Annotated in this window: 20 protein-coding genes; 13 read left to right on the top strand and 7 right to left on the bottom strand. The window is 70.7% G+C overall.

Annotated features, from left to right (window positions below; translation table 11 throughout):
• Positions 1–91 precede the first annotated feature (91 nt).
• The 6 genes from HL652_RS19450 to HL652_RS19425 all read left to right on the top strand — a co-directional run bounded on the left by HL652_RS19450 (position 92) and on the right by HL652_RS19425 (position 9,397).
• Positions 92–4,594 (top strand): FtsK/SpoIIIE domain-containing protein, encoded by a 4,503-nt coding sequence (locus HL652_RS19450; protein ID WP_171706833.1) that lies wholly within the window; start codon positions 92–94, stop codon positions 4,592–4,594.
• 164 nt (positions 4,595–4,758) lie between these two features.
• Complete coding sequence (locus HL652_RS19445) at positions 4,759–5,025, top strand: WXG100 family type VII secretion target (RefSeq protein WP_171706832.1); 267 nt, start codon at positions 4,759–4,761, stop codon at positions 5,023–5,025.
• Between the two features lie 79 nt (positions 5,026–5,104).
• Entirely contained in the window at positions 5,105–6,130 is a 1,026-nt protein-coding gene (locus tag HL652_RS19440) for a WXG100 family type VII secretion target (protein WP_171706831.1), read from the top strand.
• A gap of 80 nt (positions 6,131–6,210) precedes the next feature.
• Positions 6,211–6,702, top strand: a complete 492-nt coding sequence (locus HL652_RS19435; protein ID WP_171706830.1) for an LpqN/LpqT family lipoprotein — start codon at positions 6,211–6,213, stop codon at positions 6,700–6,702.
• A 17-nt stretch (positions 6,703–6,719) separates the two neighbouring features.
• Positions 6,720–7,214, top strand: coding sequence for a hypothetical protein (locus HL652_RS19430; protein WP_171706829.1), 495 nt, complete (start codon positions 6,720–6,722; stop codon positions 7,212–7,214).
• A 344-nt stretch (positions 7,215–7,558) separates the two neighbouring features.
• Positions 7,559–9,397 (top strand): MDR family MFS transporter, encoded by a 1,839-nt coding sequence (locus HL652_RS19425; RefSeq protein ID WP_171707468.1) that lies wholly within the window; start codon positions 7,559–7,561, stop codon positions 9,395–9,397.
• A gap of 263 nt (positions 9,398–9,660) precedes the next feature.
• Here the strand turns inward: HL652_RS19425 and HL652_RS19420 are convergent, their stop codons facing one another.
• On the bottom strand, positions 9,661–11,001 hold the full coding sequence (locus tag HL652_RS19420) for an LLM class flavin-dependent oxidoreductase (RefSeq protein ID WP_171706828.1): 1,341 nt from the start codon (positions 10,999–11,001) through the stop codon (positions 9,661–9,663).
• 1 nt (position 11,002) lies between these two features.
• Positions 11,003–12,451, bottom strand: a complete 1,449-nt coding sequence (locus HL652_RS19415) for an O-acetylhomoserine aminocarboxypropyltransferase/cysteine synthase family protein (protein ID WP_171706827.1) — start codon at positions 12,449–12,451, stop codon at positions 11,003–11,005.
• Positions 12,452–12,672: 221 nt separating this feature from the next.
• Between HL652_RS19415 and HL652_RS19410 the strand changes: the two genes are divergently transcribed.
• A complete protein-coding gene (locus HL652_RS19410; RefSeq protein ID WP_171706826.1) occupies positions 12,673–14,130 on the top strand; it encodes a glycoside hydrolase family 1 protein in 1,458 nt (485 codons plus the stop codon).
• A gap of 129 nt (positions 14,131–14,259) precedes the next feature.
• Positions 14,260–15,291: a LacI family DNA-binding transcriptional regulator gene (locus HL652_RS19405; protein ID WP_171706825.1), complete on the top strand. Its 1,032-nt coding sequence runs from the start codon at positions 14,260–14,262 to the stop codon at positions 15,289–15,291.
• Positions 15,292–15,397: 106 nt separating this feature from the next.
• Here HL652_RS19405 and HL652_RS19400 read toward each other — a convergent pair whose 3' ends face one another.
• Positions 15,398–16,282: a DNA-methyltransferase gene (locus tag HL652_RS19400; RefSeq protein WP_216604117.1), complete on the bottom strand. Its 885-nt coding sequence runs from the start codon at positions 16,280–16,282 to the stop codon at positions 15,398–15,400.
• A gap of 103 nt (positions 16,283–16,385) precedes the next feature.
• On the opposite strand from HL652_RS19400, the gene HL652_RS19395 reads away from it, so the two are divergent.
• The 3 genes from HL652_RS19395 (at position 16,386) to HL652_RS19385 (ending at position 20,164) form a co-directional block, all read left to right on the top strand.
• Positions 16,386–16,676 carry a GNAT family N-acetyltransferase gene (locus tag HL652_RS19395; RefSeq protein WP_171706824.1) on the top strand — a complete coding sequence of 97 codons (291 nt, stop codon included), beginning with the start codon at positions 16,386–16,388 and terminating at the stop codon, positions 16,674–16,676.
• Positions 16,677–16,734: 58 nt separating this feature from the next.
• Positions 16,735–17,832, top strand: a complete 1,098-nt coding sequence (locus HL652_RS19390) for a TIGR03617 family F420-dependent LLM class oxidoreductase (protein ID WP_171706823.1) — start codon at positions 16,735–16,737, stop codon at positions 17,830–17,832.
• 64 nt (positions 17,833–17,896) lie between these two features.
• Positions 17,897–20,164: a cell wall-binding repeat-containing protein gene (locus tag HL652_RS19385; RefSeq protein ID WP_253743926.1), complete on the top strand. Its 2,268-nt coding sequence runs from the start codon at positions 17,897–17,899 to the stop codon at positions 20,162–20,164.
• Between the two features lie 54 nt (positions 20,165–20,218).
• On the opposite strand, the gene HL652_RS19380 is transcribed toward HL652_RS19385, so the two are convergent.
• The 4 genes from HL652_RS19380 to HL652_RS19365 form a co-directional block, all read right to left on the bottom strand.
• The gene (locus HL652_RS19380) at positions 20,219–20,719 is read right to left on the bottom strand and encodes a heme-degrading domain-containing protein (RefSeq protein WP_253743481.1); all 501 of its coding nucleotides are present in this window, start codon (positions 20,717–20,719) and stop codon (positions 20,219–20,221) included.
• Entirely contained in the window at positions 20,716–21,765 is a 1,050-nt protein-coding gene (locus tag HL652_RS19375; protein ID WP_171706821.1) for a lipoate--protein ligase family protein, read from the bottom strand. Before HL652_RS19375 ends, HL652_RS19380 begins: the two co-directional genes overlap by 4 nt.
• 63 nt (positions 21,766–21,828) lie before the next feature.
• Positions 21,829–22,494 (bottom strand): response regulator, encoded by a 666-nt coding sequence (locus tag HL652_RS19370; protein ID WP_171706820.1) that lies wholly within the window; start codon positions 22,492–22,494, stop codon positions 21,829–21,831.
• Positions 22,491–24,257, bottom strand: coding sequence for a sensor histidine kinase (locus tag HL652_RS19365; protein WP_171706819.1), 1,767 nt, complete (start codon positions 24,255–24,257; stop codon positions 22,491–22,493). The genes HL652_RS19370 and HL652_RS19365 overlap by 4 nt, the downstream gene beginning before the upstream one ends.
• 173 nt (positions 24,258–24,430) lie before the next feature.
• Here HL652_RS19365 and HL652_RS19360 point away from each other — a divergent pair, with 173 nt between their 5' ends.
• Together HL652_RS19360 and HL652_RS19355 are read left to right on the top strand one after the other, a co-directional pair.
• Complete coding sequence (locus HL652_RS19360; protein WP_171706818.1) at positions 24,431–25,987, top strand: CitMHS family transporter; 1,557 nt, start codon at positions 24,431–24,433, stop codon at positions 25,985–25,987.
• 181 nt (positions 25,988–26,168) lie between these two features.
• Positions 26,169–26,915, top strand: coding sequence for an HAD family hydrolase (locus tag HL652_RS19355; protein ID WP_171706817.1), 747 nt, complete (start codon positions 26,169–26,171; stop codon positions 26,913–26,915).
• Positions 26,916–26,967: the final 52 nt, after the last annotated feature.

Here is a 26,967-nt window from a genome sequence, read left to right as displayed (position 1 = left end):
CAGCCCGCCCCAGCCCGAGCCCCACCCGACCGCCCGAACCGCCCCGCCCCCGCCCCACCGCACGCCCCTCCCAGACAGGTAACCGCACCGGATGCGCATCAAAGCCAGCCTCGTCCGCCCCGGCGGCAGCACCAGCAAGCTGCAGATCACGGCCGACGCCACCGCCAGCGTCGGCGACATCGCCCGCGCTATCCACGCCGCCGACCCCCAGCGCCCCGGAGCCGCGAGCGGCGGCCAGACCCAGCCCGCGCCCCCCGCTCCCGCCGGGCTCACCCTCAAGATCGCCGATTTCGGCGGCGACCAGCGCGTCATCGACCCGGCCTCGAACCTCCTCGATGCGGGCGTGCGCTCGGGCGCCACCCTCGAGCTCACGACCTTCAGCGACGGCTTCGCCGCCCCGGGCCGAGGTGGCCCCGCCGCCGCCACTCTGCGGGTGCTGAGCGGTCCGGATGCGGGGGCCGAGTTCCCCCTCCCCTTCGGTTCCAGCTACATCGGCCGCGAGCGCGGCATCGACGTGCGCCTCAGCGACGGGCTGGTCTCGAAGCGCCATGCCCGCATCAACATCGGCGAGCAGGTCGAGATCATCGACCTCCGTTCGGCGAACGGACTGCTCATGGGCGGCGAGCAGATCTCGCGCACCACGCTCTCCTCCGCCGACGTCGTCGTGCTCGGCGACACCGCCCTCAGCGTCGTGCCGCTGCAGCGCCTCGGCGGTGCCGCGGCCCCCTCCACCCCGGTCATCGAGTTCAACCGCTCCCCCCGCGTCGTCGCCCGCTACCCCGGCGACGAGTACCCGGCGCCCACCCCGCCGAAGCAGCCGCAGGCCATCCGCTTCCCGGTCGTCGCCCTCATCGCCCCGCTGCTCATGGGCCCCATCCTCTTCCTCGCCACGGGCTCGCCGCTCAGCCTCATCTTCATCGCGCTGAGCCCGCTCATCATGATCGGCACCTGGGCCGACCACAAGCTGCAGACCAGGCGCCAGCTGCGCGACGCGATCAAGCAGTTCAACGCCTCGCTCGACGCCTTCGTCGCCGCCATGCACGAACGGCAGCGGGTGCAGCGCGCCGTGCGCGTCACCGAGGCGCCGGCGGTGGCGGCGACGATCGACGCCGTGGAGCGCCTGGGCCCGCTGATGTGGACTCACCGGCCCGAGCATCCGGCGTTCCTCACCGCGCGCCTCGGCATCGGAACCGCGTTCAGCCGCGACCGCGTGTCGACCCCGAACGAGAACGACGCGCTGCCCGAGTACTACGTGCAGGTGCTCGAGACCGCCGAGCGCTTCAGTCGCATCGACGGCGTCCCGATCGTCGTGGAACTGCGGCGTGCGGGCGCGCTCGGGGTGGCCGGGCCCGCCGCCGAACGCGCGGGTGTCGCCCGCGCCCTCGTGACGCAGCTCATCGCGTTGCACTCTCCCTCCGAGCTCGTGGTCACAGGGCTCGCCTCCCCCGCCTCCCGGAGCACCTGGGAGTGGCTCGAGTGGCTGCCCCACACCAGCTCGCCGCACAGCCCGCTCGCGGGCGACCACCTCGCCGACAACCCGGGCAGCGGCGCCGCCCTGCTCTCCCGCATCGAGGAGCTCATCACGGAGCGCACCGCGGGCGCCCCCCGCCCGCGCGGGCCGATGCAGCCGGAGGGCCCGGCCGGCAGCTCGAGCGACGGCGACCGCGAAGAGCTCCCCCGCCCCATCACCCCCGCCGTGCTGTTCGTCATCGAGAACGACGCCCCCGCCGACCGCGGCCGCCTCACCCGCATCGTGGAGCGGGGAGCGGATGCGAACGTGCACGTCATCTGGACGGCCCCCTCCATCGGCGACCTCCCCGCCGCCTGCCGCAGCTTCGTGAGCCTCGACGGCGGCACCACCGCGCAGGCGGCCACCGCGGGGCAGGTGCGGCTCGGCGAGCACACCTTCCCGCTCGACGCCGAGACCGTCGACGCCGATACCGCGACCCGGCTGGCACGCCGCCTCTCGCCGGTCGTCGACGTGGGCGCGCCCATCGACGACGACTCCGACCTGCCGCGCTCGGTCTCCTACCTCTCCCTCGTCGGCACCGAGCTCGCCGAGGTGCCCGAGGCCGTCATCGACCGCTGGCGCGAGAGCAACTCCATCGCCGTGCGCGACGGCTCGCCGCCCGTGCGCCGCAAGAAGGAGGGGTCGCTGCGCGCACTCGTGGGGCACTCGGGAACCGAGCCGTTCCACCTCGACATCCGCAGCCAGGGCCCGCACGCCCTCGTCGGCGGCACCACGGGTGCGGGCAAGTCGGAGTTCCTGCAGTCGTGGGTGCTCGGCATGGCGGCGGCGCACAGCCCCGACCGCGCCACCTTCCTCTTCGTCGACTACAAGGGCGGCGCGGCCTTCGCCGACTGCGTCGGCCTCCCGCACACCGTCGGCCTCGTCACCGACCTCTCGCCGCACCTCGTGCGCCGCGCGCTCACCAGCCTCCGCGCCGAGCTGCGCTACCGCGAGCACCTGCTCAACCGCAAGAAGGCGAAAGACCTGGTCTCGCTCGAGAAGACCGGCGACCCCGACACCCCGCCGAGCCTGCTCATCGTGGTCGACGAGTTCGCCGCGCTCGTGCAGGAGGTGCCGGAGTTCGTCGACGGCGTCGTCGACGTCGCCCAGCGCGGCCGCTCGCTCGGCCTCCACCTCATCCTCGCCACGCAGCGCCCCGCCGGTGTCATCAAAGACAACCTCAGGGCCAACACCAACCTGCGCATCGCGCTCCGGATGGCCGACGCCGACGATTCCAGCGACATCCTGGGCGACCCGATGGCCGCCTACTTCGACCAGAGCATCCCGGGCCGGGGTGCGGCGAAGACCGGGCCCGGCCGCATCGCCGCGTTCCAGACCGGCTACGCCGGCGGCTGGACCACGAACGAGACGCCCCGCCCGCGCATCGACCTGGTGGAGATGGGCTTCGGCTCGGGCTCCGCCTGGGACATCCCGCAGGAGGAGGCACCGGTGCTCGCCGACCCGGGGCCGAATGACATCGCCCGGCTGGTGTCGAGCATCCGCACCGCCGCGAAGATGGCCGAGATCCCCGCGCCGCGGAAGCCGTGGCTCGACGAGCTCGCCGCCGTGTACGACTTCTCGCTGCTGCCGAACCCGCGCACCGACGAGCGCCTGCTGCTCGGCGTCATCGACGACCCGGCGAACCAGAGCCAGCCGACGGTGTTCTACGAGCCCGACCGCGACGGCAACATGGCCGTCTACGGCACCGGCGGCTCGGGCAAGAGCGCGACCCTGCGCATGATCGCGGTCTCGGCAGCGGTCACCCCGCGCGGCGGCCCGGTGCACGTCTACGGCCTCGACTTCGGCTCGAGCGGCCTCAGCATGCTCGAGCAGCTGCCGCACGTCGGCGCCATCATCTCGGGCGACGACGAGGAACGGGTCATCCGTCTGCTCCGGATGCTGCGCGACCTCGTCGACGACAGGTCACTGCGGTACTCGGCGGTCAACGCCGGCAGCATCGGCGAGTACCGGCGCATCGCGGGCGCCCCCGCGGAGCCGCGCATCCTGGTGCTCGTCGACGGCATCGGGGCGTTCCGCGACCAGTACGAGTTCGGCGGGCATTCCGCGTGGTTCACCACCTTCTCGCAGATCGCCACCGACGGGCGCCAGGTGGGCGTGCACATCGTCATCGCGGGCGACCGGCCCAACTCGGTGCCCGCCTCGCTCGGCTCGACCGTGCAGAAGCGGCTCGTGCTGCGCCTGGCGAACGACGACGACTACTCGCTGCTCGGCGCCCCGAAAGACACGCTGAGCGCCGCGTCGCCGCCCGGGCGCGGGGTGCTCGAGGGCGACGAGGTGCAGCTCGCGGTGCTCGGCGGAGACTCCAACGTGGCCGTGCAGTCGCGCGAGATCGCGAAGCTCGCCGAGGCGATGGCGCGCCAGGGAGTGGCGCCCGCGCAGCCCGTGCTCACGCTCGGCGACGCCATCCCGCTCGGCACGCTGCCCGCCACCACGGTGGGCGGCAAGCCGGTGCTGGGCGTGCGAGACGACACGCTCGAGCCGTTCGGCTTCGAGCCGCGCGGGGCGCTGCTCGTGGCCGGGTCGGCGGGCAGCGGGCGCTCGACGGCGCTGGCCACCATGGCGACGGCTCTGCGGCGGGCCGACCCGAGCATCCGTCTCGTGCACCTCTCCCCGCGGAAGACGAACCTCACCGCGCTGCCGCTGTGGTCGCTGTCGCTGAACGACCCCGCGCAGATCGCGGCGTTCGCCGACGACGTGATCGCTCAGCTCGACGCCGAGACGCTGCGGCCCACGCAGTTCGCGGTGTTCGTCGAGAACGTCGGGGAGCTGAACGGCTCCCCCGCCGAGAACGACGTCGACCGGCTGGTGAAGCGGGCCCTGCGCGACGAGGTGTTCGTGGTGGGCGAGAGCGAGTCGTCGACCTGGTCGGCGGCGTGGACCCTCGCGGGGCCGTTCAAGAACTCCAAGCGCGGGCTGCTGCTCGTGCCGGGTGAGCTCGACGGCGACTCGCTGCTCGGCACCTCGCTCGGGCGCTTCAAGCGCGCCGATCTGCCGCCTGGCCGGGGGTTCTTCGTGCAGGGTGGGCGCATCGTGAAGCTGCAGGTGGCGACGCGGGATGAGTGACGGGCCAGTCCTGCACAGGCGTTCGCGCGCCGTCGAGTTCTTCATGGGGACTTCTCCCCATCGCCGAAATCGACAACCGTCCGTATTGTCTTTCTCGTGAGGGGGATCCTCACAGGAAGTAGCGGAACCGGAACGTCCGGGCCGCGGAGAGTAAGGAGAGAACAATGGCCGTTTGGGGTCTTGATGTCGAGCAGGTCCGGTCGCTCAGCAAGCAGCTGAACACGCAGTCGCAGCAGGTGCAGCAGATCCTCACCACGCTCACCAGCGCCCTGCAGAGCGTGCAGTGGACGGGCCCCGACGCGGAGAACTTCCGCAACGAGTGGAACTCCACCCACACCGCCGCGCTGAAGCAGGTCATCACCGCGCTCGAAGACGCGTCGAACAAGGCCGCGAAGAACGCGTCCGACCAGGAGGCCACCTCCAACGCCTAGTGCGTCTCCGGCGGGAGCCCCCGTGGCTCCCGCCGGTCTTCTGTCTTCTCTGTCCGACCCGCACGCTTGAGAGGGTGTCATGGCTGGTGGTTTCTACGGAGCCGATGTCGACGAGCTCCGCCGGCTCGCCAAGCAGTTCGATACGGCTGCTGAACGACTCGGCACGATCGACTCGACGCTCTCCTCGAGCGTCAACCAGGCGCAGGCCTGGCAGGGGCCGGATGCGACGAGCTTCCGCGCCGACTGGAACGCGACCCACTCGGCGCAGCTGAAGGCCGCAGCGCAGGCGCTGCGCACCGGCAGCGCCGACCTGGTGAAGAACGCCGAGGAGCAGAACACCGCGTCGACAGACGGCGGGGCGTTCGGCGGGGGCTCCGGCGGCTCGGGCGGTGGCAGCACCGGTAGCGGCGGCTCGGGCAGCGGCAACGGAGACGGCGCCACCGGCAACCTCGAGGGTGGCCTCTACGGCGGGGTGGGGTTCGGCAACGTCGAGACGGTCTACGGGCCGAACGGCTCCGTCGACCACACGGCCGAGACCGGCTGGCAGTGGGGCGCGGGCGGCGAAGCCTCCGGCGAGTTCCAGGCCGGCCACATCTCGGGCGAGGGTTCGGTCGACGGCTACATCGGAGTCGAGGGTCTCGCCGACGCAGGAGCAGGCATCGACGAGGGCGGCAACGCTCACGCCTCGGCTTCGGCCGAGGGCCTGGTCGGCGCCGAGGTGAACGCCTCCGGCTCGCTCGACACCGGCATGGCCAGTGTCGGCGTCGAGGGCCACGCCATGGCGGGCGCCGAGGTCGACGCCGAGGTCGGCGGAACGATCGGCCCGAACGGCGTCGGTGTGAACGCGGGTATCGACGGCTTCGCCGGTGCACGAGCCGGTGGCGACGTCGACCTCTCGGTCGGCGGCGTCGGAGTGGGCGTCGGCGGCGAGGTCTGGGCCGGTGTCGGCGCCAAGGCTGAGGCCGACGTGCAGCTCACCTACGACGAGGTCAGCTTCTCGCTCGACGCGGGCGTCGCGCTCGGCGTCGGCGGCAGCGTCTCGATGGACTTCTCGTTCAGCCCGCGCCAGTTCGTCGAGGGCCTCGAGCAGGTCTGGCCGTGGTGATGAACCCGCTCACCGTCCCCCTGCGAATCCTCACCGATTCCCCTTCAGCTCCGTCAGCATCCTGCTAGAAAGGCCACATCATGACGCACACGCTTTCCTTCCCGAGCGAGGCCGCGCCCGCCTTCGCGCCCCTCGAGCTCCAGCTGCCCGACGACTGGAAGGCCCTCTCGGTCTCCGGTGCGGTGCTGGCCGCCGGCAAGACGGTCGAGCAGGGCCAGTTCCGGCCGAACGTCGTCGTCGCCGTGTCGCGCTTCGGGGCGGGCTACTCGCTCGAGACCGCGATCGACGCCGTCGTGCGCCGGGTCGAGGCCATCGAGGGTGTCGCCGAGCTCGGTCGTGAAGAGACCGAGGTGCTCGGACGCCCCGGCTTCCGCATCGAGTTCAGCTACCCCGACCCTCGCGTCGGCGTGCTCATACAGGCGGTGCGCATCGCCATCGTCGACCACGGCTCCGCCGCCGACCTGGTGCAGATCACCGCCACCGCCACCGGCGCCCAGGCGCAGGAGCTGTGGGGCGAGGTGCGCGCCATCCAAGACAGCGCCGCCACCACCGACACCGTCGCGACGGCCTGAGCGGGGCCCCCACCGGTATGGCGACCACCTTCCACGAGGCCCAGGCGAGCATCCTCGCCCTCAACAACGACGAACTGCCGTTCGTCTACGAGCCGACGGATGCGGGGGTCGTCGGCCGCTGGAACTACGCGAACCAGAAGTGGGCGGCCGTGCTCGGCGCCCAATCGCTCGACGCCGACTACACCCTCTGGGTGCTGCTCGACGAGGAGAAGGGCACGTACTCCTTCGACGAGCAGGAGACCGTCGAACGCGGCGGCCTCTCGGCGGGCGGCGACGGCATCGGCCTCTCCTACGAGCGCTCCACCTTCCGCGGCCACAAGAAGTCGTACTCGTTTAACCTCGGCGCCGCCATCCTCGCCAAGGTCACCGACCGCCAGGGCGAGACCGTCGGCCAGACGTACGGCTACACCTTCGACACCGACGAGATCAAACAACCCGTCATCGACACCCTCGAAGCCGCCGGCTGGGAACCCCGCCGCAAGGGCCTCTTCGGCAAGATCTTCGGCGCCTGAGGGCTGCAGCCGGTCTCCCCCGAAACGGATGGAGACCGGACTCCATTCGGACACGAGAGTCCATCCGATTCCGGAGAAGCGCCGAAAGTCCATCGAGTTTGCACGGGCCGGGCAACATCCCGCCGCCCGCCGGAGATATTTGCGAGTTGTCAACTATCGTGCACGGGGTGTAACTTTGCAGTCTGCGCAAAGTTCTGCGCGCGCCCTCCGCCACATCGTGGCGCGCCTGCGTCCCACTCCGTCTCGTCCCGAGGATCGCCATGTCTCGCACCACGTCGTCACCCAGCCGCCGGGCCCAAGCGGCCGAGGCCCGAGAGCAGGGCTTCCGCGAGGCGGGCGGCAAGATGACCCACCGTCAGATCCTGTTCATCATCTTCGGACTCATGGCGGGCATGTTCCTCGCCTCGCTCGACCAGACCATCGTCGGCACCTCGATGCGCACGATCGGCGACGACCTCGATGGCATCAGCCTGCAGGCCTGGGTGACGACCGGCTACCTCATCCTGTCGACCATCTCCACCCCGCTCTACGGCAAGCTCTCCGACATCTTCGGCCGCCGCCCGCTCTACATCATCGCCATCGCGATCTTCCTGGTCGGCTCGCTCCTCGCGGGCATCGCGACCAACATGTACGAGCTCGCCATCTTCCGCGCCATCCAGGGCCTCGGCGCCGGCGGCCTCATGTCGCTCGCCCTCACCGTGATGGGCGACATCCTCGCCCCGCGCGAACGCGCCAAGTACCAGGGCTACTTCCTCGCCACCTTCGGCATCTCGAGCGTCATCGGCCCCCTGCTCGGCGGCCTCCTCTCCGGCGCCCCCGAGATCCTCGGCATCACCGGCTGGCGCTGGATCTTCCTGCTCAACCTCCCCATCGGCGCCATCGCGATGGTCATCGTGCTGATGTTCCTGCACATCCCGCACACCAAGCGCGCCGTGCGCATCGACTGGTGGGGTGTCGCGGCGATCGTGCTGACGGTGGTGCCCATCCTGCTCGTCGCCGAACAGGGTCGCGAGTGGGGCTGGGGCTCCCTCGGCGCCATCGCCTGCTACGTCATCGCGCCGATCGGCCTCATCCTCTTCCTCGTGGTCGAGCGTCGCATGGGCGACGACGCCATCATCCCGCTGAAGCTGTTCCGCTCGTCGACCTTCTCGATGGCGACCGTGCTCGGTGTGCTCGTCGGATTCGGCATGTTCGGCGCCATGATGACCCTGCCGAACTACTTGCAGATCGCGGCGGGCGCCACGCCCACCGAGGCGGGCCTCATGATGATCCCGATGGTGCTGGGCCTCATGATCTCCTCTATCGTCTCCGGCCAGCTCATCTCACGCACCGGCCGCTACAAGATGTTCCCCATCCTCGGCACCGGCCTCCTCGTCGTCGCGTTCTTCTACCTCACCTTCCTCTCGGCCGACAAGCCCATCTGGTACGTACTGATCGGGATGCTCGTGGTCGGCCTCGGCCTCGGCCAGCTCATGCAGACCCTCACCATCGCCTCCCAGAACTCGGTCGGCCCGCGCGACATCGGTGTGGCGACCTCTGCGGCCACCTTCTTCCGCTCCATCGGCGGAACGCTCGGCACCGCCGTGGTGTTCTCGGTGCTGTTCTCGCGGCTCGGCCAGACGCTGCCGGCGGCGTTCACGAACCCGACCATTCTCGCCGGCGCCCAAGCGGCGGCCACCGACCCCGCGGTGCAGTCCGATCCGGCGAACGCGGCGATCCTGAAGATCTTGACGGATGCGCAGACCAACCCCGGCTCCATCGGCGACGCCCTGAGCGGAGACACCTCCTTCCTCGTCGGCGCCGACTCCCGACTGACGCTGCCCTTCGTCGACGCCTGGGCGAACGCCACCTCCACCGTCTTCTGGGTGTGCTTCGGGGTGGTCGCGGTCGCCTTCGTGCTGAGCTTCTTCCTCAAGGCCACCCCCCTCCGCGCCAAGTCCGCCCTCGAAGAGGCCCACGCCGAGGGCGCCGCCGCCGGCGCTGCTGGTACCGCTGGCGCGAGCGCGGTGGGCGCTGCGGGCGCAGGCGCGGCCGGTGCCTCGGCCGCCGCCGCGGCCACGGGCGCGCGCTCGGCAGACGCCGACACCCCCGCCATCCAAGCCCAACTCGCCGCCGAGGAGATGGGCTCCCTCATCCTCCCCGACACCTCCTCCACCCCCACCCAGCGCCCCGCCGACAAGTAGCCGCTACCCCGCCCACCCCGGCGTGCCGGGCCACCCCGCCCACTCCGGCGTGCCGGGCCACCCCGCCCACCCCGGCGTGCCGGGCCACCCCGCGCGCCGAACGCAACAGGCCCTTCTCGACGACCCAGGGTGAGCGCGTGGCCGGAGGGTGCGACCGCAGGCCGCGCCCTCCGACCGCACGCGAACATCTCGCCCGCGCCGCAGCAGCGGCGGCGCGGCAACCAGCACAGCGCGCCACCCCAGCACGCCCGGCACCACCCCAGCTAGAAGTCCCGCAGATTCCCCCGCAACCCGCCGCCCCCGTACGACCGCCGCAGAATCCCGCGGCGCCGCAGAATGGGCACGAGCTCATCGAGCATCCGGTGCACGGTGACGGGGTGGAGGTCGCCTGAGAAGATGAAGCCGTCGTTGTCGGCCTCTTCGCCGAACTCCTCGATGAAGTCGGCGATCTCGTCGGCGGTGCCCACGTAGCCCTCCCGGGAGGCGATGCGCCCGAGCTTCGCCTTCGCGGTGAGGATGTCGCGCAGCGGCACCCCGTCGAAGCTCTCGAACTTTCCGAGCAGCCCCTTGATGGTGCCGCGTGACACGTGGTCGCCGAAGATCGCGGGGTCGATCGGCCGGTCGAGATCGAGCGTGGTGAGGTCGGTCTCGAGGTCGCTCGACTGCCCCAGCGCGATCGCCTGCAGAGCCTCGTCAGACGGATGCTCTGAGGCGTCGACGAGCCGTTGCGCCTCCTCCGCGCTCGACACCACGATCGGCTTGAACACGAACAGGATGTCGATGTCGGCGGGCCCGCGCCCCGCCGCAGCTGCCGCGGCGAGCACCTTCGTGCGATAGGCCTTCACCGTCTCGACGTCGAGCGACGCCAGCGCCAGCTGCACCTGCGAGTTCGCTCCCGCGAACCCGAGCCCCCGCGGCGACCCACCGGGCGACACCACGATCGGGTCACCCGACAGCGCCTCTGAGTCGCCTCCCCCGAACGGCAGCGCGTTCAGCGGCCCGTCGAACGAGAAGTACTCCCCCCGGTGCGAGAAGGCGTCGAGCTTCGACCCGTCGGCGAACTGCCCGGTCGAAGCATCCGCCACCAGCCCCTCCCCACCCCAGCTCCCCCACAGCCGCTTGAGCGCCCCGAGCCACTCCTCGGCCCGGTCGTACGCCCCGTCGTGGTCGAGCGGGTCGACCCCGAAGTGCCGCGACGACCCCACGTCGGTCACGACGTTGATGCCGAACCGGCTGTCGCTCAGGTGCTGCAGCGTCGCGAACTGGCGTGCCGCCTGGTACGGCGAGTACGCCAGCGGGTTCACCGTCGGCGCGATGCCGATGTGCTGCGTGACGTCGAAGAGGTACGGCGCGAGCAGCAACGGGTCGTGCTTGGGCCCGCCGTAAGCACTGCGGATGCGCAGATCGAGCGTCGATGCGTTGCCGAGCGAGAGCGCGTCTTCGATGATGACGAGGTCGAATCCCGCCTGCTCGAGCGTGCGCACCGACTGCTGGTAGAGCTCAGGCCCCGCCCAGCGGTGGTCCCAGTCGAGGTACGGATGCCCCCACCCGTGCGGCCCGAATCCGCGCGAGAGGAACCAGCCGAAGTGCTGAGGTCGAACCACCTCAGGCCGCCTCGTGCGCGAGCGCGCGACCCTCGTGCACGTCGAGCGTCCCGCTCCCCAGAACGACGGATGCTGCGACCTCACCGTTCTCGGCGACAGCCCCCCGCGCATCCGGAACCACACCCGCACCCCGCACCGCCGCCAGCCCCAGCGCGAGGTCGTCGATGAGGTCGTCGGCGTCTTCCACCCCGATCGACAGCCGGATGAGCCCGGGCGCGATGCCCGCCTCGGCGAGCTGCTCGGGCGTGCGGTGCGCGTGCGTGGTCGAAGCGGGGTGGATGATGAGCGACCGCACGTCGCCCAGATGCGTCATGCGCGTGAACAGCTCGACCGAGTCGAAGAACACCTCGGCGGCTGCAGCACCCCCGGCGAGCGTGAACGCGAACACCGAGCCCTGCCCGTCGGGGAGGTACCGCTCGGCGAGCTCATGGAACGGGCTCGACTCGAGGCCGGAGTAGTCGACCGACTCCACGCCCGGCTGCTCCTCGAGCCAGCGCGCGATGGCGAGTGCGCTCTGCGACTGCCGGTCGACCCGCAGCGAGAGCGTCTCGATGCCCTGCTCGATGAGGAAGGCGTTGAGCGGCGACGGCGTCGGCCCGAAGCGCGACACCACGACGTCGCGCACGTAGGTGATGAAGGCGGCGGCGCCGAAGCGGTCGACGTAGCTCTGCCCGCCCAGCGCTCGCGACGGCTCGGCGAGGTGCGGGAACAACGGGCCCCGCGCATCCGTCACCGCCCAGTCGAAGGCCGAACCCGACACGATCACGCCGCCCAGCACCGAGCCGTGGCCGGCCAGGAACTTGCTCGCCGAGTGCACGACGACGTCGGCGCCGTGCTCGAGCGGCCGCTGCAGGTAGGGGGTGGCGAAGGTGTTGTCGACGATGAGCGGAATGCCGTGCGCGTGCGCCACCTCGGCCACGAGCGCGATGTCGACCAGGTCGTTCTTCGGATTCGGGATCGACTCCACGAAGAGCGCCCGGGTGGTGGGCCGGATGGCGCGCTGCCACGACGCCGCATCGTTCGCGTCGACGACGAAGTCGGTCTCGATGCCGAGGCGGCCGAAGTTGTCGAGGAACAGCCCGCGCGACCCCTCGTAGATGCTCGACGCCGACACCAGGTGGTCGCCCGCCTGCAGCAGCCCGAGCACGGCCGAGGCCACCGCCGCCTGCCCGCTGCCCACCAGGATGGCGTCGATGCCGCCCTCGAGCGCGGCGATGCGCCGCTCGGCCGAGGAGGTGGTGGGGTTGCCGATGCGCGTGTAGGTGAATCCGTCTTCGGCACCGCCGAAGCGGTCGCGGGCCTGCGCGAAGTCGTCGAACTCGAAGCCGGCGGTGAGGTGGATGGGCGTCGCCCGCGGGTTCACGGCGCCCGCCCCCGCGCCCGGGGCGCGGCCGGCGTGCACCTGACGCGTGGCGAACCCGGCGGGTCGGATGGCGGTGTGCTCGGTCATGATGTACCAGAGTCGCACGGCGCCCCCCGCTCACGGCCTTATGCGAACTACTGTTACGCGGGCGGCCGGGCCCGCTTGCGTAGGCACCTCCCCCAGCGCCCACGCCGAGGTGCACGACCCGCGTACGACCGCTGCGCGGATGCAGCCGACGGATGCGCTGACTAAGCTGGCGAGAGCGCTCTCAGAGCCGAATCGCGCATCACATCACGAGGAGTCGTCCGATGACCACCGCTTTCCCCCCTGGTTTCCTCTGGGGATCCGCTACCGCAGCCGCCCAGATCGAGGGCGCGGCCTTCGAAGACGGCAAGGAGGCCTCGGTGTGGGACGCGTTCGCCCGCGTCCCCGGTGCGGTGCTGAACGGCGACACCCTCGACGTCGCGGTCGACCACTACCACCGCGTTCCCGCCGACGTCGCCCTCATGAAAGAGCTGGGTCTGCACTCGTACCGGTTCTCGACCAGCTGGGCGCGCATCCGGCCCGGCGACCGGTTCACGAACCAGGCGGGGCTCGACTTCTACTCGAAGCTCGTCGACGAGCTGCTCGGCGCGGGCATCCTCCCCTGGCTCACCCTCTACCACTGGGACCTGCCGCAGGCGCTCGAGGAGCAGGGCGGCTGGGCGAACCGCGACACCGCGCACCGCTTCGCCGAGTACGCCGAGGTCGTCTACGACGCGCTCGGCGACCGGGTCGAGCACTGGACCACCTTCAACGAGCCGTTCTGCTCGTCGCTGCTCGGCTACGCCTCGGGCGTGCACGCGCCCGGGCGGCAGGAGCCCGCAGCAGCCATCGCCGCGGTGCACCACCAGCACCTCGGACACGGCCTCGCGGTCGCCCGCCTGCGCGAGCTCGGCGCGCAGCACCTCGGCATCACGCTCAACCTCACCAACGCGGTGCCGGCCGACCGGAACGACCCGGTCGACCTCGACGCCGCGCGCCGGCTCGACTCGCTGAACAACCGCATCTTCCTCGACCCGCTGCTGCGCGGGGAGTACCCGGCCGACGTGAAGACCGACCTCGCCGCGGTCGGCATCGACCTCTCCACCGGCGGACCGCTCGTGCACGAGGGCGACCTCGAGATCATCACGCAGCCGCTCGACTTCCTCGGCGTCAACCACTACCACGACGACCAGGTGAGCGGGCACCCCATCGAGCAGCCCGCCGACCCTTCGGTGGTGCCGGTCGACCCGCACGCGGTCGCGGGGGGCCTGCCCGCCAAGTCGCCGTTCGTGGGCTCGGAGTTCCTCACCTTCCCGCTGCGCGGACTCCCCCTTACCGGCATGGGCTGGGAGGTGCACCCCGCGGGGCTCCGCACCCTGCTGGTGCGGCTCGGCCACGAGTACGACGCGCTGCCTCCCCTCTACGTCACCGAGAACGGTGCGGCGTACGACGACGAGGTGTCCGCCGACGGAGCGATCCACGACGCCGAGCGCACCGCCTACATCCGCGACCACATCGAGGCGGTCTCGCAGGCGATCGCCGACGGCGCCGACGTGCGCGGATACTTCGTCTGGTCGCTGCTCGACAACTTCGAGTGGGCCTGGGGCTACGGCAAGCGCTTCGGCATCGTGCGGGTCGACTACGACACGCTGGTGCGCACCCCCAAAGACAGCGCGAAGGCCTACGCCGAGGTCATCGCCCGTGCGGATGCTGCGGCCGGCGCGGTCGATGCCGTCTCGTAGCGAGGCGGGCGGGCCGCCGGCGACGGTGCGGATGCGCGGAGCCGGGGTCGAGGTCGGGGTCGGGCGTCGTGACCGGACGCGCGGGGCCGGGTCGCGCATCCGTGCCGACCTGGTCTCGGTCATGGGCTCATGAAGAACGCGGGGGGCGTGCCCACGCTCGAGATGGTGGCGGCGGTCGCCGGCGTCTCGCGGGCGACCGTGTCGCGGGTGGTGAACGGGTCGACGAGCGTCGCGCCCGAGGCTGCCGCGGCCGTGCACGCGGCGGTGGCGCAGCTGAACTACGTGCCGAACCGGGTGGCGCGGTCGCTGGCGAGCAGGCGCACCGACGTCATCGCGCTGATCGTCCCCGAGTCGACCTCGACGGTGTTCGCCGACCCCTTCTTCGCGCCCGTCGTGCGCGGAGTCGCGCGGGCGCTCAGCGACACCGACTACACGCTCAACCTGCTCATCGCGTCGGAGGCGCGACCCGAGAAGACCCGCCGGTACCTGCTCGGCGGGAACGTCGACGGGGCGCTCGTCGTGTCGCACCACGCCGAAGACCACTCCTACGTGGGGCTCGGCGACTCGCTGCCGATCGTCTTCGGCGGCCGCCCGGTGAACCCGGAACTCGCCGACGCGCACTACGTCGACGTCGACAACCAGGCGAGCGCGCGGCTCGCGACCGGGCACCTCGTCGACATCGGGAGGCGCCGCATCGCCCACATCGCCGGGCGGCAGGACATGCCCGCGGGTATCGACCGGCTGGCGGGGTGGCGGGCGGTCGTGGGCGGCGACGCAGCTCGAACCGACGAGCTCGTGGAGTTCGGCGACTTCACGCAGGAGTCTGGTGTGCTGGCGATGCGCCGCCTGCTCGATCGCGCATCCGACACCGCCGGCGCACCCGCGTTCGACGCCGTCTTCGTGGCGAACGACCAGATGGCGGCGGGTGCCATGCGCGTGCTGCACGAGCGCGGGCTCTCGGTGCCGGGCGACGTCGCCGTCGTCGGCTACGACGACGACACCTTCGCGTCGACCCTCACCCCGCCGCTCACCACCGTGCACCAGCCCTCCGCCGACCTCGGCGCCCGCATGGCCGAGGTTCTCGTCGCCCGCCTCGCCGGCAAGAACCCGCCGCACCGCACGCTCATCCCCACCCACCTGGTGGTGCGCGCCTCCACCTGAGGAGCACACCCGCGCACCCTGGGACACCCACGCTCAGGCCCGCGTTGGTCGCAGAAACTGCTCTTTCCCGCTCGAATACGAGCAGTTTGCGCGACCAACACCCGCCCTACAGCGCGCGCACCCCCGGCAGCCGCTCGCGGATGACGCGCACCGCATCCGCACTGTGGTCGACGAGCACGTAGTTGCGGCCGAGCGCCGCCGCGACCGCGCCCGTGGTGCCGCTGCCGGCGAAGAAGTCGAGCACCCAGTCGCCCTCGCGGCTCGACGCCTGCACGATGCGCCGCAGGATGCCCTCGGGCTTCTGCGTCGGGTACCCCGTCTTCTCCCGCCCCGTCGGCGACACGATGGTGTGCCACCACACGTCGGTGGGCAGCTTGCCCCGTTCCGCCCGCTCGGGCGTCACCAGCCCGGGCGCCATGTACGGCTCCCGGTCGACCTGCTCCGAATCGAAGTGGTACGCCTTCGGGTTCTTCACGTACACCAGGATCGTGTCGTGCTTCGTCGGCCACCGACGCCTCGACTTCGCCCCGTAGTCGTACGCCCAGATGATCTCGTTGAGGAAGCACTCCCGCCCGAACAGCGCGTCGAGCAGCACCTTCGCGTAGTGCGCCTCCCGGTAGTCGAGGTGCAGGTACAGCGTGCCGTCGTCGGCGAGCAGCCGCCACGCCTCCACGATGCGCGGTTCGAGGAAGCCCCAGTAGTCGTCGAAGCGGTCGTCGTAGCGCAGCAGATCGCCCCGGATGCGGTCGTAGCGCTGACCCTTGAACCCCGTCACGCGACCCTGCCGCGGTTCGGCGGCAGCAGCATCCGTCTCCCCGTCGGAGGCGGGTGGCACCCGGGTCGAGGTGGTGGGCCTGCGCTCCTGCGGACGCCCCGTGTTGAAGGGCGGGTCGAGGTAGACGAGGGTGAAGGATGCGTCGGCGAAGCGGGCGAGCACGTCGAGGTTGTCGGCGTGGAACAGCAACCCCTCGCCCCGCGCCCCGGCCGCGATGCCGTCGCGCGGATCGGACCCCGCCACCGCAGCGGAGGACGGATCGGCGACTGGCACCGTGCAATTCTGACAGTTCCGAGGGGACAGGCGTATCCTCGGCCTCGTGACGAGCACCTTGATCAGCAACGACGTCCGCCAGAACCGCTACACCATCTCCCTCGACGACCAGGTCGCCGGCTTCGCCGACTACCGCCTCGAGGGTCACCGCATCGTGTTCACCCGCACCGAGGTCGACCCCGCCAAGCGCAAGGGCGGACTCGCCGGGCGCCTGGTGGAGTACGCGCTCGACGACGTGCGCACCTCGAGCGACCTCACCGTCGTTCCGCAGTGCAGCTTCGTCGCCCACTTCATCGACCAGCACCCCGACTATCAGGAGCTCGTCGACCGCGGCTGAGGTGTGGGAACCCCACAGGCAGGATGCGCGGGGCGAGGGCAACCGGTGGAATGACGGTATGTCCGATGCCGTGCAGCAGCCCGCGAACCCCACCCTGTCAGAGCCCGCCCCGTTCGCGATCGACGGGGGCGGTGACGTCTCGAGCAGCCCGCTCGAGCTCGAGGCCGCGGTGGCCGCCGCCGAGGCCGCCGGCTTCGACGGGGCACTCGCCGTCGAGCTGAAGCACGACCCCTTCGTGGGGCTGGCGCTGGCGGCGCGGGCGACGGAGCGCATCCGTCTCACCAGTTCGATCGCCGTGGCGTTCGCCCGCAACCCCATGAACACGGCGGTGCTCGCGAACGACCTGCAGCTCATCTCGGGCGGACGCTTCGTGCTCGGCCTCGGCTCGCAGGTGAAGCCGCACATCGAGCGCCGCTTCTCGATGCCGTGGTCGCGGCCGGCGGCACGGATGCGCGAGTACGTGCAGGCGCTGCACGCCATTCAGGAGTCATGGGCGACGGGCTCGCGCCTGTCGTTCGCGGGCGAGTTCTACACGCACACCCTCATGCCGCCCATGTTCAGCCCGGGGCCCAACCCGTTCGGTGCGCCGCGCATCACCCTGGCGGCGGTCGGGCCCGGCATGGCGGAGGTCGCGGGCGAGGTGGCCGACGGGATGCTCGCGCACCCGTTCACGACACGTCGCTACCTCGAGGAGGTGAGCCTGCCGGCGGTGGCTCGGGGGCGTGCGGCTACCCCGGACGTGTCGGGCCCGGATGCGCGTGCCTCGCGACCCGCTTTCGAGGTCAGCCTCCCCGCTTTCATCGCGATCGGCCGCGACGAGTCGGAGGTGCAGGCCGCCCGCACCGCCGTGAAGAAGCAGATCGCCTTCTACGGCTCGACCCCCACCTACCTCCCCGTGCTCGAGCTGCACGGCTGGGCCTCGGTGCACGAGCAGCTCCACCGCGGCTCCCTCCGCGGCGAGTGGGACGCCATGGGCGAGCTCATCACCGACGAGATGTTCGACGCCTTCGCCGTCGCGGGCTCCCCCACCGACGTCGCCGCCGCCCTCACCACCCGCTTCGCGGGCCTCGTGCACCGCCTCTCCTTCAGCGCCCCCTACCCCGTCGCCCCCACCCTCTGGCCCGAGTTGCTCCGAAATTTAAGCATTACTGATTGATACTCATTTTTTTATGATACTCTCTCGACAAACTCCATACCCTCTCTCCCTGGGAGTCGTCGTGATGATCATCAACCGCACCATTCGTAACACTGTCGCACTCGCTGCCGTCCTCGGCGCTGCCGTCGCACTGACACCGCCCACCGTGTCATGGGCGACTACTTGGGAATCCACGACTCGCCAGGTGTCAGAGACTCTGTCCCTCCCCCCGGCCTCTGCCAATCTTCCGGTCGAGTCGATCGCTCTGTCCGGGAACGGCAGGTACGCGGCCTTCTCGACCCGAGCGACAAATATGAGCGATCTAGCGAACGGTGTGGAGCAGGTCTATCTCCGCGACCTTCGTACCGGCGCCATCACGATGGTGAGCGCGCGCGGGGGAGTGGCCGGAGATATGCCGTCCTATCAGCCATCGATTTCCGACGATGGTCGTTACATCGCCTATACCTCCATTGCCGACAACCTCGCGGGCAGCGTCCCGTCGCGACGCGCGAAGGCGCTCGTCTGGGATCGGGACACAGGTTCGACACAGCTCGTGAGTGTGACTGATGGAACGAGTCCCGCACCTGCGATTCAAGGGGCGACTTCGGTTCGAATGTCCGGTGACGGCTCGGTAGTGGCTTTCATCTCGGCATCGAAGCTGACGGCAGAGGACAATCTTGCTACCGAGCAGGTTTATGTACGAGATCTTCGCCTGGCCACGACCACCATGGTGAGTGTCAATCCCATGGCAGCCGCACCCTCGGGTGCGCGGGGCATCGACCGCGACATCGCCGTCTCACGCGACGGATCCGTGGTCGTCTTCGCGTCGACGGACACGTTGAGTGCACAGCCCGCCGGGGGGCGTTCCCAGATCTACGCGAGGTCGATTGTTGCGCGAGCAACCGAGCTGGTCAGCGTGAATATCGACGGTACTGCCGGAGGAGACCGACCGTCGGCGATGCCGGCGGTGTCGGCTGACGGCACCACTGTCGCTTTCACGAGCGAAGCCTCTGACATCAACGAGAAGCATCCGGCGGTGGGGGGTACGTCGATCTACGTACGAGACCTCATCGCGAAGTCAACCACGCTCGGCACCCCAAATGCCGCGGGCACGATGGGCATCGCCAAAGCCGCGCACCCTGTGCTCTCCGAAGACGGCCGCTATCTTGCATTCGATACCGCTCAAACCGATGTCGTCCCCGAGGGCTCAAGTTTCCCGCTTCCCTACACTCAGGTCTACGTGCGTGACCGCCTTACCGGCAGCGTCGTGGTCGCCAGCCGCAATCTCGTCGGTACGAATGCAGGAAATGGGCAGTCCGACCTGCCCTGGTTGAGCAGCGACGGCAGCCTCGTGGCTTTCCGGTCGGCGGCGACCGACCTCACAGGAACGACCCCTTCGCCTGGGTCACCTCAGGCATTCGTGGCGATGGGTCATGTCACTCCCCGTCTCGAACGGATTGCCGGAGCAGACCGATACACCGTGTCGGCCAACGTCGCCGCCGACGCGTTCGTGTCCGACGGAATTGTCGGACCGATCGTGTATGTGGCCTCCGGCGAGGGCTTCGCTGACGCGCTCCCCGGTTCAGCGGCCGCCGGTCACGACCAAGGACCGATCCTCCTCGTGGGGAAGAACACCATCTCTGCGGACATGCGCGCAGAACTCACCCGGTTGACCCCACGACGCATCGTGGTCCTCGGGGGTCCGGACACGGTCAGCACGCAAGTCGAGAATGATCTGAAGGCATACACGCGCACGACCGTCGACCGCGTGTCAGGCCCTGACAGATACAGCGGTTCGGTCGCTGTCAGCAAGACGTTCTTGTCGAGCACCGTCGCGTATGTGGCATCGGGCGAGAACTTTCCCGATGCCTTGGCCGGAGCCGCGGCTGCCGGGCGCGACAAGGCCCCTGTCCTACTGACCCAGAAAGGTTCCCTTCCACCCGGAGTCAAGGAGGAGCTGGAGCGGCTCGGCGTGACCAAGATTCTGGTGCTGGGAGGTCCGAACAGCGTCACAGATGGTGTTGTGGCGTCTCTCAATACGATCGCTCCGACGACTCGAATCGCCGGACCTGACCGATACGAAGGCGCAGCCGCGGTCTCGAGAACGATTTTCGCCGGAGGAGCCAAGACAGTCTTCGTCGCTTCTGGCGAGGTCTTTCCCGACGCCCTTTCCGGCGGCGCCTCGGCCATCAAGAATGGCGCGCCGGTGATACTCGTCACCAAGAATGCCGTACCCGCCGCGGCGGCAACCGAACTGGAGCGGCTGAATCCGGACCGCATCGTGGTGCTCGGTGGAGAGAACACGGTCTCACCCGCGGTCTTCGACTCACTCGAGCAGTACCTGCCCCGCTGATTGGCCGCGAACTGTAGCTGCTCGACTCCTCGGCGGTATCGGGCGACTCCCGCGCTACAGGCCGCGGCGGGCGCGGAAGCGGTCGATGGCGGCGGCGGCGAGCTGGTGGTCGATGACGTCGGGTTCGCCGGAGGTGGTGAGGGTGCCGACGAGCTCGCCGGCGGCGAAGAGGGGGATGGAGCCGCCGTGGGCCCGCATCACCTCGTGGTCGATCATGGGGTCGGTGGCCTGCTCGAAGGGCGTGCCGGCGTCTTCGAAGCGCCGTTTCACGAGCAGCGACGGAATGCCGAAGTGCCGCACCACCGCGGCCTTGCCCGCGAGCCACGGGTCGTTGCCGGGCCCGGTCGCGCCCAGCCGGGCGCGGAACACCAGGTCGTCGCCGAGTACCACGTCGACGGCCAGGTCGAGGTCGCGCTCGCGGACGAGCTCGACCGCGATCGTTCCCAGCTCGACCGCATCGTCGTTCGTGAACGCGGGTAGCTCCAGCCGCGGCACCTCGGCGAGCGCCTCCGCGGTGAACACCGGGAGCTCGGGGCTTCTGGGGTCGGTCTTCACGGAACTCGTCCGATCCACTCGGGGGTCGCGAACTTCGTGCGCACCAGCTCCTCGGCGGCGGCGCGCTCGGCGTCGGTGATGGTCGACGGATGCGCACCGTACAACCCGGTGAACGTCGCGATGAGGCGGTCGATCACTTCGTCGCGCGGCAACCCGGTCTGGCTGCGCAGCGGGTCGACCCGCTTGGCCGCCGACTTGGTGCCCTTGTCGCTCATCTTCTCCCGGCCGATGCGCAGCACCTGCACCATCTTCTCGCCGTCCATGTCGTAGCTCATCGTGGCGTGGTGCAGCACGGCACCGTTGCCGAGACGCTTCTGCGCGGCCCCGCCGATCTTGCCCTTGGTCGACGAGATGTCGTTCAGCGGCTGGTAGAACGCCTCGATGCCGAGCGACTTCAGCGCCGTGATCACCCACTCGTCGAGGAAGGCGTAGGAGTCGGCGAAGGTCATGCCCTGCACGAGCGCCGCGGGCGCGTAGATGGAGTAGGTGACGACCGAGTTCGCATCCATGAACATCGCCCCGCCGCCCGAGATGCGCCGCACCACCTCGAAGCCGTACTTCTCGGCGTTCTCGAGGTCGACCTCGTTCTTCAGCGACTGGAAGCTGCCGATCACCACGGCGGGCCGGTTCCACTCCCAGATGCGCAGGGTGGGCTTGCGGCGCCCCTCCCCCACCTCGGTGGTGAGCACCTCGTCGAGCGCGAGCTGCATCTGCGGCGTCTCGGGCCCGGAATGGATGAGCTGCCACTCGTACGCATCCCAGCTCGTCGCCTTCGCCAGCGAACGCCGGATGGCGACCGCGACGGCCTCGGGTGAGAACCCGAGCAGCACCGCTCCCTCGGGCAGCGCCCCGCGCACGGCTGCCGCGATGGTCGCCGCGTCGCTGTCGCTCGGAAGACCCTCGACCGCCGCGTCGATGAGCGGCAGCGCGTCGTCGGGTTCGAGGAAGAAGTCGCCCGCCAGCCTGAAGTCGCGGATGCGCCCGTCGACCTCGTCGAGATCGACGACCACGAGCTTGCCGCCCGGCACCTTGTACTCTCCGTGCATCTCCCGCTCCCGTCCGCCGTTCTCCGGCCGGGTCAAGCCTAGAACGCATCCGGATGCGCGGGGTCAGTGCTGCGCGACCGATCGGTAGCGATGCTCCGGCCGGCCGGTGCTGCCGTACTGCAGCTCCACCACGAGCAGACCCTGGTGCGCGAGCGCGGAGAGGTGTCTCTGCGCGGTGGCCCTCGAGAGGCCGAGCCGCTCGGCGACGACCGGTGCCGACAGCGCGGTGTCGGCCGCCACGAGCACCTCGAGCACCGCCGATTCGGTGGGCGAGCGGCGTGCCGGGGTGTCGCGGGCTCCCCCGTTCAGCACCCGGCGGGCCCGGTCGATGGTCTCCTGGTCGAGCTCGGGCCGGGCGTCGAGCAGATTGCGGTAGCGCTGGTACGAGCGCAGCAGCGTGACGAGCTGCTCGTCGGCGAACGGCTTCACGAGGTAGCCGAAGGCTCCGCGCTGGAACGCGCGACGCACGGCAGCCGACGTCACCGCCGCCGACAGCACGACGGAGTCGAGGTCGTAGCGGGCGATGAGGTCGAGGCCCGAGCCGTCGGGGAGGTAGATGTCGGCGAGCACCACGTCGGGGCGGTCGGCCTCGATGGCCGCGACCGCCTCGGCGACCGTGCCCGCCGTCGCCGAGACCGCGAAGCCGTCGAGCGAGTCGACGATGCGCGAGTGGAGCCGTGCGACGTGGAAGTCGTCGTCGACGACGAGCACCCGGAGCGCTGCGGTCATCGTCCGTCCTCGTCGTCGAACTGGTGCTCCATCCGCGCTACGAACACGGCGCCGTGGCGCTCGGTGCGCCCCTTCGCCAGACGCAGCTCCCCGCCGTGCCGGCGGGCGACCTCGGCGGAGAGGCGCAGGCCGATGCCGTGCCCGTGGGCGGGCTCGGGGCCCCGCGCGGGAACGGGCGCGGGAACGGGCGCGGGCTCGGGTTCGGGCTCAGGGCCTTGCGCCGCCTCGGAACCGGGCTCGACCGCCGAGCCGAGCCGCGCATCCGTCGACACCGCGTCGGCCTGCGCGAGATCGATGCCGCCCGTCGCGGCCCCGATGCCGTCGCCCGAGTCCATCACCGAGAGGTGCAGCTCGTCGCCGTGCCGCAACGCCTCCACCTCGACCCAGCGCGGCTCGCGCGCGGAGGCGGCTGCCGCCTCGATGCCGTTGTCGACGAGGTTGCCGAGCACCGTGGTCACGTCTTCGGGGTGGCGGAGCGAGCCGGTGACGTCGGCGTCGGGCCCCACCCGCAGGGCGACGCCCCGCCGCTCCGCCTCGAGCGCCTTCGCCCCGAGGAACGCCTGCAGGTAGGGCTCGGCGATGAGCTCGGCCCGTTCGATGGGGAAGCGCACCGGCCCGTGCTCACCCACCTGGTCGAGGTAGGCCAGCGCCTCTGTCGTCTCGCCCGCTCGCACCAGCCCCGTCACCACGTGGATGCGGTTCGCGAACTCGTGCCGCTGCTCGCGCAGCGCACTGGCGAGCGTGCCCACCGCGGTGAGCCGCCGCGTGAGGTCGTCGACCGCCGTGACGTCGCGCACGATCACGACCCGCCCGAGCTCCTGCCCGTCGCGGCGCACGACGTGCACGTCGACGTAGACGAGCCGCCCGTTCACCACCAGGGGTTCGTCGCGGGGTTCGTCGAGGCAGGCGAGCACCCCCGCATCCGTGATCGCCTCGCGCACCGGCCGGCCCACCGGCCCGGCGAGACCGAGCAGCTCGGCGGCGCGCTCGTTGCACACCGTCACGACGTCGTCGGGAGAGAGGCCGATCACGCCGTCGCCCACCCCCTGCAGCACCGCCTGCTGGTCGTGCACCAGCTCGAGCAGCTCCTCGGGCTCGAGGCCCAGCGTCTTCTGGCGCAGTCGCCGCGTGATGAAGGCGGCGAGCACCCAGCCCACCGCGAGCGCCAACGCCGTCGCGACGGCCACGGCGAGCGCGTCGGAGAGGGCGGTCGCCCACACCTCCGAGGGCGGCAGCCCGACGCTCACCTCACCCACCACACGCTCGGGGTCGTCGAGGCCGTAGATCGGCACCTTGGCCCGGGCCGAGTCGCCCAGCGTGCCCCGCTCCCAACTGACGGTCTCCTCGCCGCGGAGGGCAGCATCCGGACTCGTCGACACCGGGTCGCCGATCTCGTCGGGGTTCGGATGCGCGAGCCGGCGCCCGGTGTCGTCGGTCACCACCACGAAGAGGGCTCCGGTGCGGCTCTCGATCGCCCGCGCGTAGTCGTCGAGCGTTCCCGCCACGAGCTGGGCGTCGGTCGAGGGCGTGCTGCGGTCGGACTCCGCCTCCGCCGCCTCGCGCACCTGCGGCGTCTCGGCGACGGTCTGTGCCAGACGGAGCGCCGACTCCTGCGTCTGCTGCACGATGCGGGCGACTCCGGTGGCCGCGAACAGGCACAGGGTGATGGCCGAGACGGCGACCATCGCGGCGACGATCGAGCGGTTCACCTGGCGGGTGAAGGGCACGGAGCGGCCCCGTCTCCGTCGCGGCGCCGTCGTCATGAGGTGATGGTACCCAGGCCCGTGGCCCCCGCGATGAGCAGAATGCGCAGAACGGGTTCAATGCGGAATTCGCCGTCAATGCGCAGTAGCGCGCGACGCCTCCGCGCTCCTTCCTATCGTGTCGGAACAGCCGCCCGGCCCCGTCGTGCCGGCCTCAGACGAAGGAGTCTCCCGTGCTCGTCCTCCTCGGATTCGGAATGGTCGCCGTCTTCATGGTGCTCATCATGACCAGACGCATGACGCCCGTGCTCGCCCTCATCATCGTGCCCACCGTGTTCGGGCTGTTCGCGGGAGCGGGGCTCGGCGTCGGCGACATGGCGCTCGAGGCCATCGGCGGGCTGGCGCCGACGGCGGCGCTGCTCATGTTCGCGATCATCTACTTCGGGCTCATGATCGACGTGGGGCTGTTCGACCCGCTGGTGCGCGGCATCCTGCGGCTGGTCGGCCACGACCCCGTGAAGGTGGTCGTCGGCACGGCACTCCTAGCCGCCGTCATCTCGCTCGACGGCGACGGGTCGACCACCTTCATCGTCGTCACGAGCGCCATGCTGCCGATCTACCTGCGGCTCGGACTCAGCCCGGTGGTGCTCACCGTGGTGGCGGGCCTCGCCAACGGAACCATGAACATCCTGCCGTGGGGCGGGCCCACCGCGCGCGCCGCTGCGGCGCTCGACGTGTCGGCGAGCGAGGTGTTCGTGCCGATGATCCCGTCGATGCTCGCCGGGCTCGCCATCATCTTCGTCTTCGCCTGGCACCTCGGGCTCATGGAGCGCAAGCGCCTCGGTACGCTCGATCTGCCCGGGGAGGGCAGCCGGGAGGGTGAAGCGGATGCGGCGGCCGGCGAAGCGGGAACGCTCGGTCGCATGACCGCGCGGCTGTTCCGCCGGGGGTCGGCGCCCGCGGAGGGCAGCGGGGCGCGCGGCGGTGCCGGGGGCGCGGGTGTCGGGACCTCCGGACCGGGGGCGACCACCGCATCCGGAACCGGCGCGGGCAGCCGCACCGGAACCCGCACGCACGTGGAGCGCATCTCCACCGGCGCGCTGCGCGCCCTCGTGAACCCGGCCGACACCGCGATGGCCGACACCATGCTCGACCCGCAGCGCCCGACGCTCCGGCCGAAGCTGTTCTGGTTCAATCTGGCGCTCACCGTCGCCGTGATGGTGCTGCTCGTGGCCGACGTGCTGCCGCTCGCCTACGTGTTCATGGTGGCGAGCGCCATCGCTGTGATCGTCAACTTCCCCCGCGTGGCCGACCAGGCGCAGCGGATCGTGGCGCACGCCCCCTCGATCGTCGGCGTGGTGTCGATGGTGCTCGCCGCCGGCGTGCTCATCGGCGTGCTCGAGGGAACCGGCATGGTCGACGCGATGGCGCAGTGGGTGGCGGGGTCGATCCCGTCGGGGCTCGGGGCGTTCTCGGCGATCATCACGGGCCTGCTCAGCATCCCGATGACGTTCTTCCTCTCCAACGACGCCTTCTACTTCGGCATCCTCCCCGTGCTCTCGCAGAGCGCCGCGGCGTTCGGCATCGACCCGGTCGAGATGGCACGGGCGTCCATCACGGGGCAGGTGGTGCACATGCAGAGCCCGCTCGTGCCGGCCATCCTGCTGCTCGTCTCGCTCGCCGGCGTCAACCTCGGCGACCACCACAAGCGGGTGCTGTGGCGGGCCGTCGTGGTGGCGCTGGTGATGCTCGCGGTGGGCGTGCTGGTGGGGGCGATCGGGATCGGGTAGGCGCGCATCGCCGGGCATCCGGGTGCGCGCCCGCGACTGGGTGGGGCGCGCATCCGGTGGCCGGCGCTGCCCGGTGGGGCGCGCATCCGGTGGCCGGCGCTGCCCGGTGGGGGGCGCATCCGGTGGTCAGACGAAACGACGCGATAACACGCTGTTCACGACGAGCAAGTAGCGTTGAGGTATGACCGACACCGTCACCCGCGATGCGAGCCGTCTCGCGACCGCCCGCGCTCTCCTGTTCGACCTCGACGGCGTGCTCACCCCGACGGTCGACGTGCACATGAAGGCCTGGGCCCGTCTGTTCACCCCCTACCTGGCCTCGCAGGGCGTCGCGCCCTACACCGACGACGACTACTACCTCCACATCGACGGCAAGCCGCGGGTCGAGGGCGTGCGCTCGATGCTCGAGGCCAGGGGCCTCAGCCTCCCCTCGGGCTCGCCCGACGACGCGGCCGGCGAGTCGACCGTATGGGCCCTCGGCAACCGCAAGAACGACGCGGTGGCGGCCGAGCTCGCCGAGAACGGCGTCGAGGCCTACCCGGGTTCGCTCGAGTTCCTCACCGCCGCCCTCGAGGCGGACTACGAGGTCGCCGTGGTGTCGAGCTCGCGCAACGCCGAGGCGGTGCTGACGGCGGCGGGAATCCGCGACCGCTTCGAGGTGATCGTCGACGGACTGGTCGCCGCCCGCGAGGGCATCGCGGGCAAGCCCGCGCCCGACACCTACCTGCGCGCGGCCGAGCTGCTCGGGTTCACGGCGGCGGAGTGCGTCGTGATCGAGGATGCGCACTCCGGCGTGCAGGCCGGGCGCGACGGCGATTTCGGGCTGGTCGTGGGCGTCGATCGGGGTGTCGGAGCTGAGGAGCTGCTCGGGTCGGGCGCCGACATCGTGGTCGACGATCTCGCCGAGCTGGTGCCCGCGCTGCGCTGACGGCCCGTTCTCCACAGCGGTGCCCCGGCGCCTCATCTCTCCACAGGGCTAA

Source organism: Herbiconiux sp. SALV-R1 (assembly GCF_013113715.1).
Taxonomy (GTDB): domain Bacteria; phylum Actinomycetota; class Actinomycetes; order Actinomycetales; family Microbacteriaceae; genus Herbiconiux.
The sequence above is the reverse complement of the archived record's forward strand: the minus strand, read 5'-3'. Positions and strand labels throughout refer to the sequence as shown.